The sequence below is a fragment of the Marseilla massiliensis genome (genome assembly GCF_016899955.1).
Taxonomy (GTDB): Bacteria; Bacteroidota; Bacteroidia; order Bacteroidales; family Bacteroidaceae; genus Prevotella; species Prevotella intestinigallinarum.
The window spans coordinates 208,757-223,774 of the sequence record NZ_JACJJL010000004.1; the positions used below are offsets into that span (position 1 = coordinate 208,757).

The 15,018-nt window shown below is 50.8% G+C and carries 13 protein-coding genes and 1 pseudogene; 11 read left to right on the top strand and 3 right to left on the bottom strand.

Annotated elements, in window-relative coordinates:
* Positions 1–714: 714 nt before the first annotated feature.
* Positions 715–870 (bottom strand): 50S ribosomal protein L34, encoded by a 156-nt coding sequence (gene rpmH, locus H6B30_RS04000; RefSeq protein WP_172206299.1) that lies wholly within the window; start codon positions 868–870, stop codon positions 715–717.
* Positions 871–1,115: 245 nt separating this feature from the next.
* Between rpmH and efp the strand changes: the two genes are divergently transcribed.
* The 9 genes from efp to H6B30_RS04045 all read left to right on the top strand — a co-directional run bounded on the left by efp (position 1,116) and on the right by H6B30_RS04045 (position 10,574).
* Positions 1,116–1,682: an elongation factor P gene (gene efp / locus H6B30_RS04005; RefSeq protein WP_205108154.1), complete on the top strand. Its 567-nt coding sequence runs from the start codon at positions 1,116–1,118 to the stop codon at positions 1,680–1,682.
* Between the two features lie 189 nt (positions 1,683–1,871).
* The gene (locus tag H6B30_RS04010) at positions 1,872–2,918 is read left to right on the top strand and encodes a glycosyltransferase (protein ID WP_205108156.1); all 1,047 of its coding nucleotides are present in this window, start codon (positions 1,872–1,874) and stop codon (positions 2,916–2,918) included.
* 25 nt (positions 2,919–2,943) lie between these two features.
* Entirely contained in the window at positions 2,944–3,669 is a 726-nt protein-coding gene (gene radC, locus H6B30_RS04015) for a RadC family protein (RefSeq protein ID WP_205108158.1), read from the top strand.
* A gap of 118 nt (positions 3,670–3,787) precedes the next feature.
* Entirely contained in the window at positions 3,788–4,486 is a 699-nt protein-coding gene (locus H6B30_RS04020) for a NigD1/NigD2 family lipoprotein (protein ID WP_205108160.1), read from the top strand.
* Positions 4,487–4,504: 18 nt separating this feature from the next.
* Positions 4,505–5,080 carry an RNA polymerase sigma factor gene (locus H6B30_RS04025; RefSeq protein WP_249084495.1) on the top strand — a complete coding sequence of 192 codons (576 nt, stop codon included), beginning with the start codon at positions 4,505–4,507 and terminating at the stop codon, positions 5,078–5,080.
* A 10-nt stretch (positions 5,081–5,090) separates the two neighbouring features.
* Positions 5,091–6,347 (top strand): porin family protein, encoded by a 1,257-nt coding sequence (locus H6B30_RS04030; protein ID WP_205108162.1) that lies wholly within the window; start codon positions 5,091–5,093, stop codon positions 6,345–6,347.
* A gap of 458 nt (positions 6,348–6,805) precedes the next feature.
* Positions 6,806–8,314, top strand: coding sequence for an ATP-binding cassette domain-containing protein (locus H6B30_RS04035; RefSeq protein ID WP_205108164.1), 1,509 nt, complete (start codon positions 6,806–6,808; stop codon positions 8,312–8,314).
* 553 nt (positions 8,315–8,867) lie between these two features.
* Complete coding sequence (locus tag H6B30_RS16660; RefSeq protein ID WP_205108166.1) at positions 8,868–10,148, top strand: RHS repeat-associated core domain-containing protein; 1,281 nt, start codon at positions 8,868–8,870, stop codon at positions 10,146–10,148.
* Between the two features lie 3 nt (positions 10,149–10,151).
* Positions 10,152–10,574 carry a hypothetical protein gene (locus H6B30_RS04045; RefSeq protein ID WP_205108168.1) on the top strand — a complete coding sequence of 141 codons (423 nt, stop codon included), beginning with the start codon at positions 10,152–10,154 and terminating at the stop codon, positions 10,572–10,574.
* A gap of 280 nt (positions 10,575–10,854) precedes the next feature.
* Here H6B30_RS04045 and H6B30_RS04050 read toward each other — a convergent pair whose 3' ends face one another.
* Positions 10,855–11,712 carry an IS5-like element ISBf6 family transposase gene (locus H6B30_RS04050; RefSeq protein ID WP_205108169.1) on the bottom strand — a complete coding sequence of 286 codons (858 nt, stop codon included), beginning with the start codon at positions 11,710–11,712 and terminating at the stop codon, positions 10,855–10,857.
* A gap of 191 nt (positions 11,713–11,903) precedes the next feature.
* Here H6B30_RS04050 and H6B30_RS04055 point away from each other — a divergent pair, with 191 nt between their 5' ends.
* Positions 11,904–14,192, top strand: a complete 2,289-nt coding sequence (locus tag H6B30_RS04055) for a TonB-dependent receptor domain-containing protein (RefSeq protein WP_205108171.1) — start codon at positions 11,904–11,906, stop codon at positions 14,190–14,192.
* Positions 14,193–14,256: 64 nt separating this feature from the next.
* Positions 14,257–14,385 carry a hypothetical protein gene (locus H6B30_RS16535; RefSeq protein ID WP_262896795.1) on the top strand — a complete coding sequence of 43 codons (129 nt, stop codon included), beginning with the start codon at positions 14,257–14,259 and terminating at the stop codon, positions 14,383–14,385.
* A gap of 299 nt (positions 14,386–14,684) precedes the next feature.
* Here H6B30_RS16535 and H6B30_RS16665 read toward each other — a convergent pair.
* Positions 14,685–14,870: pseudogene (locus H6B30_RS16665) on the bottom strand (hypothetical protein); the annotation flags it as partial.
* Positions 14,871–15,018 lie beyond the last annotated feature (148 nt).

Sequence of the window (15,018 nt, forward strand, 5' to 3'; positions counted from 1 at the left end):
CTCTGACAGCAAAACAATTGGCTGTTTTTGTGCCTCGGCGGCTGCCAAAAGGGCGTGGCCGGGCTGTGCGGGAGTGCCCCGGTGGCCGGCATAGCCGCCGCGGGCAGCCCCACGGGTAGTGGCCGCAGCCTTACGGCTGGCCGGATTGGGGCATGCGATGTTGGAAACAAATATTGACAAATGGGGCACTGCGGCCACCCGCCGTTGCCAAATGGCCCGTATTGGCTTGCAAAACGGCCCCCGCCACGCTCCCGAACGGCCCGTTCCGGCGGGCCAAACGGCATCCGCCGGCTAGCCCCTGGCGGCGAGGGGGTTGGCCGCCAACAAAAAAAACGCGACACAAAGGGGACACCCGACAAACATAGGGGGCTTTTTAGGAGTTAGGGAGTTAGGGAGTAAAGGAGTTAAGACAATAGTATTCGACTGTCTTCCTGCAACACCTTACCAATGCTCCTAGAGATTCCATGTTTCCAAAACTATTGTCTGTACTCCTGTCTCCTGCCTCCCGTCTCCAAAATAAACCCCAAAAACTATTGTCTTAACTCCTTTACTCCCTAACTCCCCAACTCCCACAAAGCCACTGGATTTATCTGGCGCGCCACCACGGGCGCCCCTTGCGCCACGGCACAAAAAAGCCGAAGTGGAGCAAAGGCACACGCCCATGCTCCACTTCGGCAGCCAGCCGGAGCGGCCCCGGCTGCGGCCCACGGACTGTTATTTTCCGTGGTGCTCGTCAGAAACGGTCAGCTTCTTGCGGCCCTTGGCGCGGCGTGAAGCCAGCACGCGGCGGCCGTTCTTTGTTGACATTCTCTCGCGGAAACCGTGCTTGTTCACTCTCCTTCTGTTGTGAGGCTGAAATGTTCTTTTCATCGTCCTTATTTTTATTTATTGTTATTATTCGTACACTTTGGGGTGCAAAGGTAGTCATTTTTTTCGAACCCACAAAACTTTGGGCCTTTTTTAGCCAAAACTTTTGCCATAAGCCCGCTCTTTTGTGCCCGCGAGGTGGCGCGTGGCATCAAAAAACGCAAAAATTCCTTTGCTGTTCACTTGATTTTCAGTAACTTTGCAGCCGCTTAGGAAAGTTTAAACGAAACAGTAAAACAATAAAAACAATGATTAACTCACAGGAAATTAAGAAAGGCACCTGCATACGCCTGGACAACCAGGTGTGGGTATGCATCGACTTCCAGCACGTAAAGCCCGGCAAAGGCAACACCGTGATGCGCACCAAGCTGAAGAACGTCACCGACGGCCGTGTGCTCGACCGCACCTTCCAGGTAGGCTTCAAGCTTGAGGACGTGCGCATAGAGCGCCGCCCCTACCAGTATCTCTACGAGGATCCCACCGGCCGCATATTCATGAACCAGGAGACCTTCGAACAGATACCCATAGCCAACGACCTTGTAATAGGCAGCGAGTACATGAAAGAGGGCGACGTGGTCGAGGTTGTCACCGACACTACCGACGGTACCATACTCTACGCCGAGATGCCCGTGAAGACCAACCTGCGCGTGGCCCACAGCGAGCCCGGCATCAAGGGCGACACGGCCACCAACGCCACCAAGCCCGCCACGCTCGAGACAGGCGTCGAGATACGCGTGCCGCTGTTCATCAACGAGGGCGACCTCATACAGGTTGACACCCGCGACGGCAGCTACCTCAGCCGCGTGAAGGAATAAGGCTGCGCCACGGCGCGACATATACCGCCCGCCACCACAGGCAAGGCGGCACTCATGGCAATGCACAATCCATAATCTGCCGATTATGCGGATTATGGGCTGTGCATTTTCAGGATAAGGGCAGGGCCCAAAGCGCGGGCCCGCCCACCACCACAACCCTAAAGCCCGGCGCCAAGCCGACCAACAGACATGACTAACTGCGAATACTCCATCATCGTACCCGTATACAACCGCCCCGACGAAGTGGCCGAGCTGCTCGAGAGCCTCACCGCGCAGACAGTGAAAGACTTTGAGGTCATAATAGTGGAAGACGGCTCCGAGCGCGACTGCCGGGCTGTGGCCGAGCAGTATGCCGGCAAGCTCGACGTCAGATACTTTGCCAAGAAGAACTCCGGGCCGGGGCCCAGCCGCAACTACGGCGCCGAGCGCGCCAAGGGCGAGTGGCTCATAGTGCTCGACTCCGACGTCGTGGTGCCGCCGGGCTACCTGCAAGCCATTGCCGACGAACTGGCCTCCGCGCCGGCCGACGCCTTTGGCGGGCCCGACCGCGCCCACCCGTCGTTCACCGACACGCAGAAGGCCATAAGCTACTCGATGACAAGCTTCTTCACCACCGGGGGCATACGCGGCGGCAAGAAAAAGCTCGACAAGTTTTACCCAAGGTCGTTCAACATGGGCGTGCGCCGCGATGTCTACCTGCGGCTCGGGGGCTTCTCGAAGATGCGCTTCGGCGAAGACATCGACTTCAGCCTGCGCATTGTCGAGGCGGGATGCCGCTGCCGCCTGTTCCCCGGGGCATGGGTGTGGCACAAGCGGCGCACTGACATGCGCAAGTTTTTCCGCCAGGTATACAACAGCGGCATAGCCCGCATCAACCTGCAGAAAAGGCACCCGGGCTCGCTCAAGCTCGTCCACCTGCTGCCCACGGTGTTCACGGTGGGCGTAATGGCCCTCTTGCTGACGTCGGCCGCCGGCAGGCTGCTCATGCACTACGACGACCCGCACCGCTGGTACTGGCTCTGCGCCGCGCCGTGGCTGCCCATACTGGCCTACTGCGCCATCATAGCGGCCGACTCGGCCGTGCGCAACAGGAGCCTGAAGATAGGGCTGCTGTCGGTGGGCGCCGCCTTCGTGCAGCTCATGGGCTACGGCTTCGGATTCATCGAGGCATGGTGGAAGCGGTGCATATTGGGCAAAGACGAGTTCCAGGCTTTCGAGCGCAATTTCTACAAATAGCCACGCAGGCCGGGCAAGCAAGGGCATGGGAAACAACAACGACAACACCCCAAGGGACGAGGCACGGCCCAGGCTCACCATAGCCGACTGGGCCGAAGACGACAGGCCGCGCGAGAAGCTGGCACTAAGGGGGCCGGCGGCACTGTCGAACGCCGAGCTGCTGGCCATACTCATAGGCTCGGGCTCGGCGGGAGAAAGCGCTGTGGAGCTGACCAAGAGAGTGCTCAACGACTGCCGCAACAACCTCAACACGCTCGGCAAGCTCTCGATTGCCGATCTGACACGGTATAAAGGCATGGGGCCGGCCAAGGCCATCACGATACTCGCGGCATGCGAACTGGGCAAGCGGCGACAGATGGAGAAAGCCGAGGAACGCCCCGACCTCGGGTCGGCCACTGCCATTTACAACCACCTGCACCCGCTCATGCAGGACCTCGACACCGAAGAGGCCTGGATACTGCTGATGAACCAGAACTTCAAGCTGATAAAGCGCGAGCGCATATCGCACGGCGGCATAAGCGAGACGGCCGTCGACGTGCGCATCATCATGCGCGAGGCGCTGCTCAACAACGCCACCGTGGTGGCGCTGGCCCACAACCACCCGAGCCAGAGCCCGAGGCCGAGCAAAGACGACGACAGGATAACGCAAAAGCTCAACGACGCCTGCGGCACCATGCGCATATTCTTTGCCGACCACGTGATAATAACCGACGGACGCTACTACTCATACCGCGAAGAGGGACGGCTGTGATGCCACCCGCAACATCACGGCCAAAAACCACGTTAACTTTATTTAATCCAAGACGAAGCAAGCATCGCACGCAAACAGAGTTATATAGGCAGATGACAATGACAAAAACGACACTGACATGAAAAAAATTGCAACAGCCCTGTTAAGCGTGTGGCTCTTGGCTACGGCCGCCACACTGCAGTCGTGCGACAACGACGACGATGACTACTACATCTATCCCTACGCCAGGCCCACGGCCATTGTGACCGTGAAGCCCAACGCCGACAACTCTTCGTTCTACCTGCAGGTGGACGACTCGACAACGTTCATACCGACCAACATGAAGGTGTCGCCCTTCGGCAACAAGGAGGTGAGGGCGCTGGTAAACTGCACACCGACGGAAAACCCTACGGCCCACCAGGGGCAAACGGTGACCATAAACTGGATTGACAGCATACTGACCAAGCCCACCGTTGCCAACCTTGCCGAGAAAAACGACTCGGCCTACGGCAACGACCCCGTGGAGATAGTAAACAGCTTCGAGACCGTGGCCGAAGACGGCTACCTCACGCTGCGCTTCCGCACACGGTGGGCCTCGGGCAGGCCGCACAGGGTGAACCTGGTGCACCGCACCGACGTCAACACCCCATACCTGCTGCAGTTCTACCACGACGCGGCCCCCGAGTCGGCCGCAGGCCCCGTGGCCGACGGACTCGTGGCGTTCAGGCTCGACAGCACGTTCAACGAACCTGACACGACAATAAACATCACGCTACAGTGGAACTCATACAGCGGCACAAAGACGCACACGTTCAAGTATAAGCCGCGGAAAGACTGACACCGCCCTAAAGAAAAAGTGAGCACACCCTACGAGAACACAAAGGAAGACAGCGAACAGAACCTGGCCAACGGTCTGCGCCGTGGCGACACCACAGCCGTGGCACGCTTCTACACCATGCACGCCCCGTACCTCGCCGGGGTGTGCTCACGCTATGTGGCCTCACCCGACGACACCAAGGACGTGTTCCACGACGCCATGGTAAAGATAATGCAACACGCCGGGGAATTCAGCTACAGGGGGCCGGGCTCGCTCAGGTCATGGGCAACACGAATAGTGGCCAACGAGGCCGTCAACTTCCTGAGGGCAAGGCGAAAGACCGACTTCGCTTCGCTTGACAACATGCCGGACACACCCGACGAACCGACGCCCGACGTGACGGAAATAACACCTGAAGAAATACACAGCTTGATACGCAAACTGCCCGACGGCTACCGCACGGTGTTCAACCTCTACGCCATCGAGGGCAAGTCGCACCGCGAAATAGCCAACATGCTCGGCATCAAGGAAGCATCATCGGCATCTCAATACCACAGGGCAAGGAACATGCTTGCCCACATGATACACGAATATCGACAACAACGACAACAATGAAGCTCAGCCCATGAACCACGACTGGACAGACGACATACGCGACAAGCTCGCCAATTACACCGAAGAGCCGCCCACCATCGACCCGGCACTGCTGCGCAGCCAGATGGTGCACGCCGCGCATATGGCACGGATGAAGACGACACTGGCCTGGGGCAGAAGGCTCGTTGCCGCCGCAGCCATCGCCGCCATTGCGCTGCCACCGGCCATGACGCTGCTCACAAGGCAGGGCGATACCACCCCGCCAACCGCGGGCCGGGGGGCTGACATGGTGAAAACGGCGACCACCGCCAGGCCCGACAAGGCCCAACCCACGACGGGGCTGAACACCACGGCCGGCCAGGCCGAGCCTAAGCCCCTAATGGCCTTGGCGGGCACCGGGCGCAGACCGGCACCGGCCCAAGATGGCCGAGCCCAGGCCGAGCCCGCCGAAACTAACGCGGCGGCCCCCACCCCCACCGACGGCACGGCACAGGTGGCAACACCGCAACAAGAGACGCAACAGCACGACAAGCGGCAGCAGCACGCCGCCAGGCAGCCACAGCCATACGGCCTCACGCAAGAGCATGGACTAACGCCACGAAGGCAACGCCTGAGGGCCGCACTGGCCATGGGTTCGTCGACAACGACCACGGGCGCCACCACGGCACTGCCGGCACTGCTGGCCAAGGCCGACCCGATAGGATGGCACGCGGCACAGTTTAGGGGCGACAACAGCCTGCCCACCCTGGCGCAAGACAACCCCACGACAACGAGCGTGAGCCACAACCAGCCCATAACAGCTTCAGCAAGCCTCAACTACCGCATAAACGACCGGTGGAGCGTAAGCGCCGGACTGTCATACAGCTACCAGCGCTCCGAGCTCACCGCCATAGGCGACAACTACGCAGCCCAGACCACCCGGCGACTGCACTACGTGGGGGTGCCGATAGCTGCCAGCTACACCTTTTGGGCCAACAAGCACTTCGGCGTATATGCCACAGCAGGCGGAATGGTCGAGAAGATGGTGAGCGGGCGCGACGAGACCAGCACCATAGTAGACGGCGCAGAGCAGTCGACCACACGCGACAAGGTGACCATAAAGCCGCTGCAGCTGTCGGCAAATGCCGCCATCGGCGCCGAGTGGCGGTTTGCGCCACGGTTGGCCATATACGCCGAACCGGGCATAAGCTACCATTTCGACAACGGCAGCAACGTCACTTCGTTCTATTCTGACAACCCGCTCGCATTCAGCCTCAACGTCGGACTGAGGTTCGACGTCAACAAATAAACCTTGGTGGCCAACCACAACGACAAGCGAAGCACACCAAAACAATACCGCCAACTGACGACAAAGCACATCAGATGTCTGTTGCAAAGAGCGCAACAATTTTCCACCGCCACAACCCGAGGGCCTCTCACCAACGGCCACCGGGTTGTGGCTTGATTTTTCCTGCAATCCCGGCCGAGACAACGGAAAGCGGCAGGCGCCATACCACACTGCCGCAGGGCGACGTTGCCGGCGTCAGTTAGCCGTTAGTTCGCAAAAACAGGTTAAAAACCGGCAAGCCAAGCAACCGGTGCTTGGCAATGCCGAACAAATGCATTAACTTTGCAGGAAATTATTTTCCACGATGTAAAAACAACTCACTATACACCACAAAACCACCCACGGGCCTGTTCAAGTCCGGTGTATAGACCGTTTTACACGCAAACAACACTTACACATCTTAATCCCAACAAACAACCATGAGCTTGCAAGTTCAAGGGGTGGCATATGTCCACCCCGACAAAGAGCCCCTGTTCCAAAACATAAGTTTCACTGTTCAACAGGGCGAAAAATGCGCAATCATCGGAAACAACGGCATAGGCAAGTCAACGCTATTGTCAATAATGGCCGGCAAGACGGCCTGTGCCGCCGGCACGGTGGCATGCGACAGCACACCCTACCTCATACCGCAACATTTCGGCCAGTACGACAGCATGACCGTGGCCGAAGCCTTAGGCGTGGCCGAAAAGCTGGCTGCCATGGAGGCAATACTCGGCGGACAGGGCACGGAGCACGACTTCACTCTGCTAAACGACGAGTGGGACACAGAAGACCGGCTGGCGGAAGCGTTCGCCCGATGGCACCTCAACGGCATGTCGCCCTGCACGCCGATGGGCAAACTCAGCGGAGGCGAAAAGACCAAAGCGTTCCTGGCCGGGCTGAATGTCTTTCAACCGTCGGTCGTATTGATGGACGAGCCTACCAACCACCTCGACGCAACAGGCAGGAGCCTGCTCTACGAGTTTGTGAGCCAGACCAACCGGACGGTGGTCGTGGTAAGCCACGACAGGACGCTGCTCGACATGATGCCCGCAATATATGAGATGTCTGCCTCTGGGATAAAATACTATCCCATGAGCTACAACATGTACAAGGAAACGGTTGACGCAGAAAACGCCGCCAAGGCCGCACGCCTGCAAAACCGGCAGAAGGAACTGAAGAAAGCCGAGATGTCGGCACAACGGGCCATGGAGCGCCAACAAAAGCACGCATCAAGGGGTGAGAAGCTAAGCGCGAAGAAATGCGTGGCCCGAATAGCCATGGGCAACATGCGCGACAAATCGGAGGCCTCGGCGTCAAGGCTCAACAAGATGCAACAGGAAAAGCTGGCGGCCATGAAGCAGGACCTTAACGCGGCACAAACCGAACTGCACAAACTGCCGGAAATGAAACTGGACATTGGCAACCCTACCATGCCAGCCAACAAACTGTTGGTGGAAACAACAGACGTAACATTCGGATATCCCGGCCGGGAACCATTGTGGCAACGCTCGCCATTGAGCATATCCTTATACAGCGGCGAGCGCGTATGGCTCCGGGGTGACAACGGATGCGGCAAAAGCACCTTGATAAAGCTGTTGACCGGCGCATTGAATCCCACAAGCGGCAATGTGCGCCGAAGCCAAACGCTAAACATTGTATGCCTCGACCAGAAGTATTCTTTGATTGATGACAAACAGACTGTTTACACACAGCTTGAGGCTTACAACGGAAAGAGACCTGAGCACGAACTGAAAATGCTATTGAACCGTTTCTCGCTGACGGCGGCGTCGTGGAACAAGAAATGCGCCTTTCTAAGCGGCGGCGAAAGAATGAAACTGGCATTATGCTGCCTGCTTGTATGCGAGGATGCCCCTGACATGATAATCGCAGACGAGCCTACCAACAACATCGACATATCAAGCATGGAGTGCTGGCCGCCACACTGAGTACCTATACCGGAACGCTGCTCATTGTAAGCCACGACAAACAGTTCATTCAAGACATAGGCATCGACCGAACCATAAGCATCTGACAGGAAGCCGCAGGGCCGGGACACCCCTACCACCATATAGGCAATGAGCGTGGTGCAGGGGTGTGCCACGGCCTTATTTCATGCCGCCACGACACCCGTGAATCATCCATCCACAACCTTCGTCGCCATGACGGCAAGATTTACCTGTGAAAATACATTGTCCACTACCCTACTTGGCGAATGCCCCCTGAAGCTGGCTTGGTCTTATCAACATCGGGCTTGAGTTGGACTACCAAGGCAGAAGCACGTGATTGCGGAATAGCATAGACGGCTATGAGAAGAAGCAAACGGGGCAATCTATAAGGCAACGTAAGTAGAATACAAACATGCCGGGCTCTTCAATCTTAAAACTATAGTGGTCGTTTTGATGCCAAATGTAATTCAGAAATCACAATTATACAGATTTTCAATAGCAAATTGCCTGAATAAACTTATATTTGCAATCACAATATTAGCCTAAAAAATCCATGAGCAGAGCCGTTATTACGCAGCGCACCGACACCTTGACCCACCCACGGCTGGGTTGGCACTTGCTGTGGATGCTGCACATGGCATTTTTCCTTTGTTTGCTTTCCGCCAATGCTTGCGCCTCCAAGGAAAAGATTGAAGACAGCCGGATGGAAACGGACGGAGAATGGCGTTACGGCTACGACAAGGACGGCAACCTCGTGGAACGCTACAAAGGAAGCGGCAAATGGTGGGATGCCAAGCGTGAGCACTGGAAGTACGCATGGAACGATTTCGTTAAGCCAAATGAGCAAAGCGGAACTTGTTCAGGCTTTGCCATGGCAAGAAATCGCATTCTTAAGAACCAAAACGGAAGTCTTGCGGGCGTGCAGCGTCCCGACAGACACGGGCATTGGGTGGAGTTCACTTATGATGCCCTTGGCAGACGACTGAGTAAATCGGCATCTGAGCAGACCAACTGGTTGTGGAACGGAAACGTACCGCTACACGAATGGACGAGCGGACAACGTTATGAGGACAAGGGCTGGAAACCTTATGAGGAAGACTTCAAGACATGGATTTTTGAAGAAAGCAGCTTTGTACCTTTGGCTTTGTTGCAGGACGGGCATACCTATTCCATCATGACCGACCATTTGGGTACCCCTACTGAGATGTACGATGAGAACGGCGAGGAAGTATGGTACAGACGGCTTGATATGAACGGGAAGATTATCAAGGAGGAATGCCATAGAAGGACTTCCTACTATAAGAACGTGACGGTTCCGTTCCTCTTCCAAGGGCAGTACTATGACTATGAGACCGAGCTGGCATACAACCGATTCAGGTACTATTCCCCCAATATGGGATGTTATATCTCGCAGGACCCGATTGGATTGGTGGGAAATAATCCAACGTTATATGGATATGTTGAAACTACTAATGTGCAGATAGATCTGTTTGGGTTGAATTATTCTAAAACAAATAAAAATAGTAGTATAATCCCGAATTTAGGGAGGAAATTAGATTTTCTTTTTGGGAAAGCAACTGGCAGAATTCATAATATACAAAGATATACAGATATGCTTAGAAATCTGAATAGAATAGGTATTCAAGATAATTCTGCGGGACGAGCTTTATTGAAAAGTCATTTATGTCAAGTGTTCAATAATACAGAAGGGATTCCCCTAACTAATGGAAGAGTGCTTAGAGAATCTTTATTGATGGGACCACGGGGAGGTGTTAAAGTCGAGAGTATTTGGGAAGGAGATAAGTTAATTACTATAATGCTTAAAGGAGGATAAAATATGATAATAAATTGTGACAATATAATAATTGAATCTTTTTCGTCTGAAAGATATTCAGAAGTACAGACGTACTTTTTTAATCAAAAAAGTACAAATAAAATATATCTACAAGATACATATGGAGATAATCACTGTGTCCTTAAATTAGTTGATTCATTATCAAAAAGAATTAAGTTTTGCATAGGGTTTAGTTCTGAAACACATCCAAGCAAATTAAATTTAATTGTTTTAGGCCAATATGATAGACTTATAATAGAAGTCGATAAATTTTTATATTTTATTTCTTTATCAAAAGGTGATGTTATTTCCAAAATAGAGTTGTTTACACCATTAATTGGGTTACATTACAAGAAAGAAAAATTGCTTGTTCTTGAAGAAGCAGAGCTGAAAGTTGTAAATATTAATGGGATAGTAAATAAATAAGAGTTTTTTGACTTAATAGAAGATTTCACTTTCGTTGATAATACTCTATATTTAACAACAATGGAAGGAGAGAAAAAAAAGATTGAAATTTAGAAAGAAACATGTCGCAAACATATACTAAACATGAGTGCAAGATTGATTTCTGGGTATAAAAATGTGGAGGGTATAATTGCTTGTGGTAATTATGCTATTACGTACTATCAGTTGAATTTAGGATCTTCAACAGACAGGAAAACTACAAACGAAATTATTTTATAAACAATTAAGATATTGAAGTGATTTAAACTTTTTGTTTTCGTGAAATTTTCTTCAGTAACAAGACTGCAAATGCCAAGTAATTCCAAGACATCCAACTTGAAACAGTTGTATCGAACCGGTTCAGTAGCGTCCTGAAACTGTCCATCCAAGCGTTGGTTCGTTCGATGGAATACCTTTCAGCATATAGTTCATCATCAACAAAGATGTCATCGGCATTTTCTCTCCGTTTATTGATGCAGATGTTTGCGATGATCTCTTTTTCACCCAGGAAACCACGTAAGACATCACAATCGAATCCGGCATCGGCATTGAGGAAAAGACCATCAACCCGGATATGGGATTTCTCAAGGTCGTTGAACATGTCACCGATGACCTTTTCTATGTCATGTACGTCATGGTGTTCGCCAGATTTCGGAGAAGACATGGCAATCGGAAGTCCTTGCCTGTCTGTCTGGTAGAGTGCGTTGGTCGTCTTCCGTTTCTTCCGTCCCTGGTATCCGACTTCTTCACCGCCACGGAGTGCAGCCGTGTGGCTCCCGTCCAAATCCACGCTGGACATGTCCAACTTATGGCGGTGTTTGTCAAGCAACCTGACCCACATGGATTTCCACTCGCCCGACTTGCTCCATTTGTTGTAATGATGATACACGGCACCATAGCTCAGTACCTTGCCGCTAAACTGGGCTTCCACAGGAAGGAACGCCCATTGACAACCGGTCTTCAACTTGTACAAGATGGCGTTTACCACCTCTATGAGACAACTTTGAGTGGCATAACCACGTTTTGCCTTGGAAAGATGAGGCAATATTTCATTTTTTATCGTATCTTTGTCGAGCATAGTGTACATTGGACTTTCACTATATATGAGTTTGGTCACCATAATATAGGGAACAATTCAATTTGTACGCTGTGCTTTAACATTTTGATACGATTTTAAGAGAATGAAATAAGTTTAAATCACTTCATAGTGCATAAATGAAAAAAAGTAGACGTAAATCCCAATTAAGCGCACGACTTTCCATAAATCACAAATTTTGGAAGACGAGCATAAGCCAAAGAGTAATAGTTCTCTTGACATATGTTTTTAGCGTTTGCACTGCTCTTGCTCAAGGTATCACTGGTAAGGTCGTTGATGCGAGCAATGTTCCGATAGAGTTCGTGAACGTTATACTTCTTTCCGGTGAAGATTCTACATATATTGCCGGAACGGTTACAAAAGCCGACGGGAGTTTCTTGTTTGAGAATCATGACGCGACAACCAAGTTGGTAAGACTTACTTCAATAGGATATGTTGAGCAAATAAAGCCTGTTCCTCCAACAGGCGATTTAGGTACGATTACGATGTCGCTGGATAACATCATGCTTGGCGAGGTTATCGTTAAGTCAAACCGTCCTGTTACGGCAATCAAAGGGAACGCGCTTGTAACAAGTGTAGAAAACAGTGTACTTGCCCATGCCGGTACGGCAAACGACGTGTTGAGCCAAGTCCCGATGGTGTCGGGGCGAGACGGCAATTTTGAAGTGTTTGGCAAGGGGACGCCTCTGATTTATGTCAACGGCAGGAAGATTTTGGATATGACAGAACTTTCGCATATCAACTCTTCCGACATAAAAAACGTTGAAGTAATAACAAATCCCGGAGCAAAATATGACGCATCAGTAAAATCAGTTATCCGAATACAGATGAAACGGCCGCAGGGCGACGGTTGGAGCGGCACGCTGCGCAGCCAGAACGGTTTTCAGCATTATTTCGTAACAAGAGAACAAGCAAACTTAAAGTATCGCACCGGCGGTCTTGAAGTGTTCACCAATTTCGGATATATGAATGGAAAGTTTCAAAACCATGTATCCAACGATATGGTAACTTATGGAAGCAGGCTTATCGACCAGCAAATAGACTCAAAAGGCAATATGCGCAATAATGAGTTTTATGGGAAAGCGGGGTTCTCTTACTTGTTCAATGAGAACAATTCAATTGGCGCATACTATTCCAACGGGTTCTCCAAACAGACAGACAACGGCGGTTATGACAGTGAGATAAAGATAGATGACATTCTTGAAGACAAGATTTCATCAACGGCAAAAAGCAAGAGAGATAATTATCCAAGACATTATACAAACCTGTATTACAACGGACTTGTCGGTAAGCTCGGCATAGACCTCAACGTTGATTTTATGTGGAATAAAAACCGTAATAACATACTTAATGAAGAACAGGGCACAACCTCTGGATATACACAGGTTAATTCATCAAGTGTAAATCACGGACGCATGTTCGCCCAAAAACTTACCTTGAGTTATCCCGTATGGAAAGGACAACTTGAAATCGGCGAAGAATTTACATCGTCACGCTTTAAAAATATTTATAACACCGATGCTGAACTGGTTAGCGATGCAGCGTCGCAAGTTGAAGAGAATAACATTGCCGGATTTACCCAACTGACACAACGGTTCGGTATGGTTGAGATTGCTGCAGGGTTGAGGTATGAGCATGTGAATTTCAGCTATATCGAGAACGGGGTGACGAATCCTGAACAAGATAAGACTTACAACAACCTGTTTCCATCGTTGTCGGTGTCAACAATGATTAAGAACGTGCAACTTGCACTTAGCTACACTAATAAGACACAACGTCCAAGCTACGCTGACCTTGACGGCACAGTGGATTATATTAACCGCTTCACCCTTGAGGGTGGAAATCCATACCTGAAGCCGGAAAAGATACACTCTTTCGAGCTGATGGGTGCATGGCGGCAAATCTTTGCGCAAGTGTCGTTCACCTATAACAAGAATCCTCTTCTTAACACTACCGTGCCATACGATGAGAGCGGTGAGGTGAAGCTTATAACAAAAGACAACCTGTCGGGTATAAAGAAGCTGGAAGCATTCATCGGGTGCCAGTTCCAATTCGGCTTCTGGCAGCCTAAGTTGAATGTTGGTGTATTGAAGCAATGGTTTATGATTGACTTCGCTGACGGACGTAAAAAACTGAATGACCCGATAGCCCTTGTACAATGGCAAAACGCCATACACTTGCCGTTGGATATTTGGATGAATGTTGATGTGCAATGGATGAGCAAAGGAAACGAAGACAATATGGCGATAAAACCGACTTCTTATGTAAACGTCAAACTTTATAAGGCATTCTTCAACAATAGGTTTAGCATTACATTTGAAGCCAACGATATATTAAACAAAAGCGGAAGGAACTTTACATTCTATAATAAGGACGTGACGCTCTTCCAAATAAACAAGGCTGACAATCGTTCTTTCCAATTGACTTTCCAATATAACTTCAATACAACTCGCGACCGCTACCGTGGTAGTGGAGCAGGACAAACTGAGAAAAATAGATTTTAAATAATCAAACAGAGGAATCCGAAAATCTTGAAAAGAGTAGGAATAACCGTAAACTATTTTCGATATGGAAGAAAAAGGTTTAATCAAGCTTGCTGAGAGTTTGGATTTGAGTCGCTTGGAGGATGAATGCATAATCCTTGATGACGAAAAGGCAGACGATATTTATGGTGGCAAATTTGTATGCTGGGGGTAAAACCATTTCACCTTAGGAAATCGAGATTGCGAATCCAGCTTAATTTCTCAGTTACATCGTTGTATTCCAGCATGTTTCTATCTGATCCTCAGCCATACCGTCGTTCTGCCATTATCGTCAAACTCCGCTGTTGGCTCTGTCTACTTATTGGCCAACCCCTTTTTTGTTACAAGTAAAATTCACAAGACATTATGCGGCTATACTTTCGTTCTCGTTACAAGAAAAGCTCAAGATGCAAATCACCGAATATGCGTTGTTGTTTTAAAAGTTTTATCGACCACACCTTTTTTGATTCGTTCTTAATTCATTTTCTTCGATTTTTTTAAATCCTTTCTAACGACATTGACTTGTTCCCAGAATATGGTTAGTGTGGAATCCATACCAACCGTTTCCGTCAGTTTCTCGTATGCCTTGACGGTCAAAGCCAGTTCCGGGTACAATTCATTGAGCATAATCGTAGTCACTTGATGTTTGTTGGCAACCGTTGGAAAAGCCACGCGAATTTGACCCTTTTGGCCAAGCAGTATTTGCCCACCTTTGGCTACAATATGATTGACCCTTTAAAGTCCTGGTGTTGGGGGTCAATTTTATTTTACCCTTTTAAAATTTCCCGTTTTTCTTAGACCTTAACTT

Excerpts from the sequence above, each read along its gene's own strand:
- rpmH (WP_172206299.1), bottom strand. The coding sequence starts at position 870 with ATGAAAAGAACATTTCAGCCTCACAACAGAAGGAGAGTGAACAAGCAC.
- efp (WP_205108154.1), top strand. The coding sequence starts at position 1,116 with ATGATTAACTCACAGGAAATTAAGAAAGGCACCTGCATACGCCTGGAC.
- H6B30_RS04010 (WP_205108156.1), top strand. The coding sequence starts at position 1,872 with ATGACTAACTGCGAATACTCCATCATCGTACCCGTATACAACCGCCCC.
- radC (WP_205108158.1), top strand. The coding sequence starts at position 2,944 with ATGGGAAACAACAACGACAACACCCCAAGGGACGAGGCACGGCCCAGG.
- H6B30_RS04020 (WP_205108160.1), top strand. The coding sequence starts at position 3,788 with ATGAAAAAAATTGCAACAGCCCTGTTAAGCGTGTGGCTCTTGGCTACG.
- H6B30_RS04030 (WP_205108162.1), top strand. The coding sequence starts at position 5,091 with ATGAACCACGACTGGACAGACGACATACGCGACAAGCTCGCCAATTAC.
- H6B30_RS04035 (WP_205108164.1), top strand. The coding sequence starts at position 6,806 with ATGAGCTTGCAAGTTCAAGGGGTGGCATATGTCCACCCCGACAAAGAG.
- H6B30_RS16660 (WP_205108166.1), top strand. The coding sequence starts at position 8,868 with ATGAGCAGAGCCGTTATTACGCAGCGCACCGACACCTTGACCCACCCA.
- H6B30_RS04045 (WP_205108168.1), top strand. The coding sequence starts at position 10,152 with ATGATAATAAATTGTGACAATATAATAATTGAATCTTTTTCGTCTGAA.
- H6B30_RS04050 (WP_205108169.1), bottom strand. The coding sequence starts at position 11,712 with ATGGTGACCAAACTCATATATAGTGAAAGTCCAATGTACACTATGCTC.
- H6B30_RS16535 (WP_262896795.1), top strand. The coding sequence starts at position 14,257 with ATGGAAGAAAAAGGTTTAATCAAGCTTGCTGAGAGTTTGGATTTGAGT.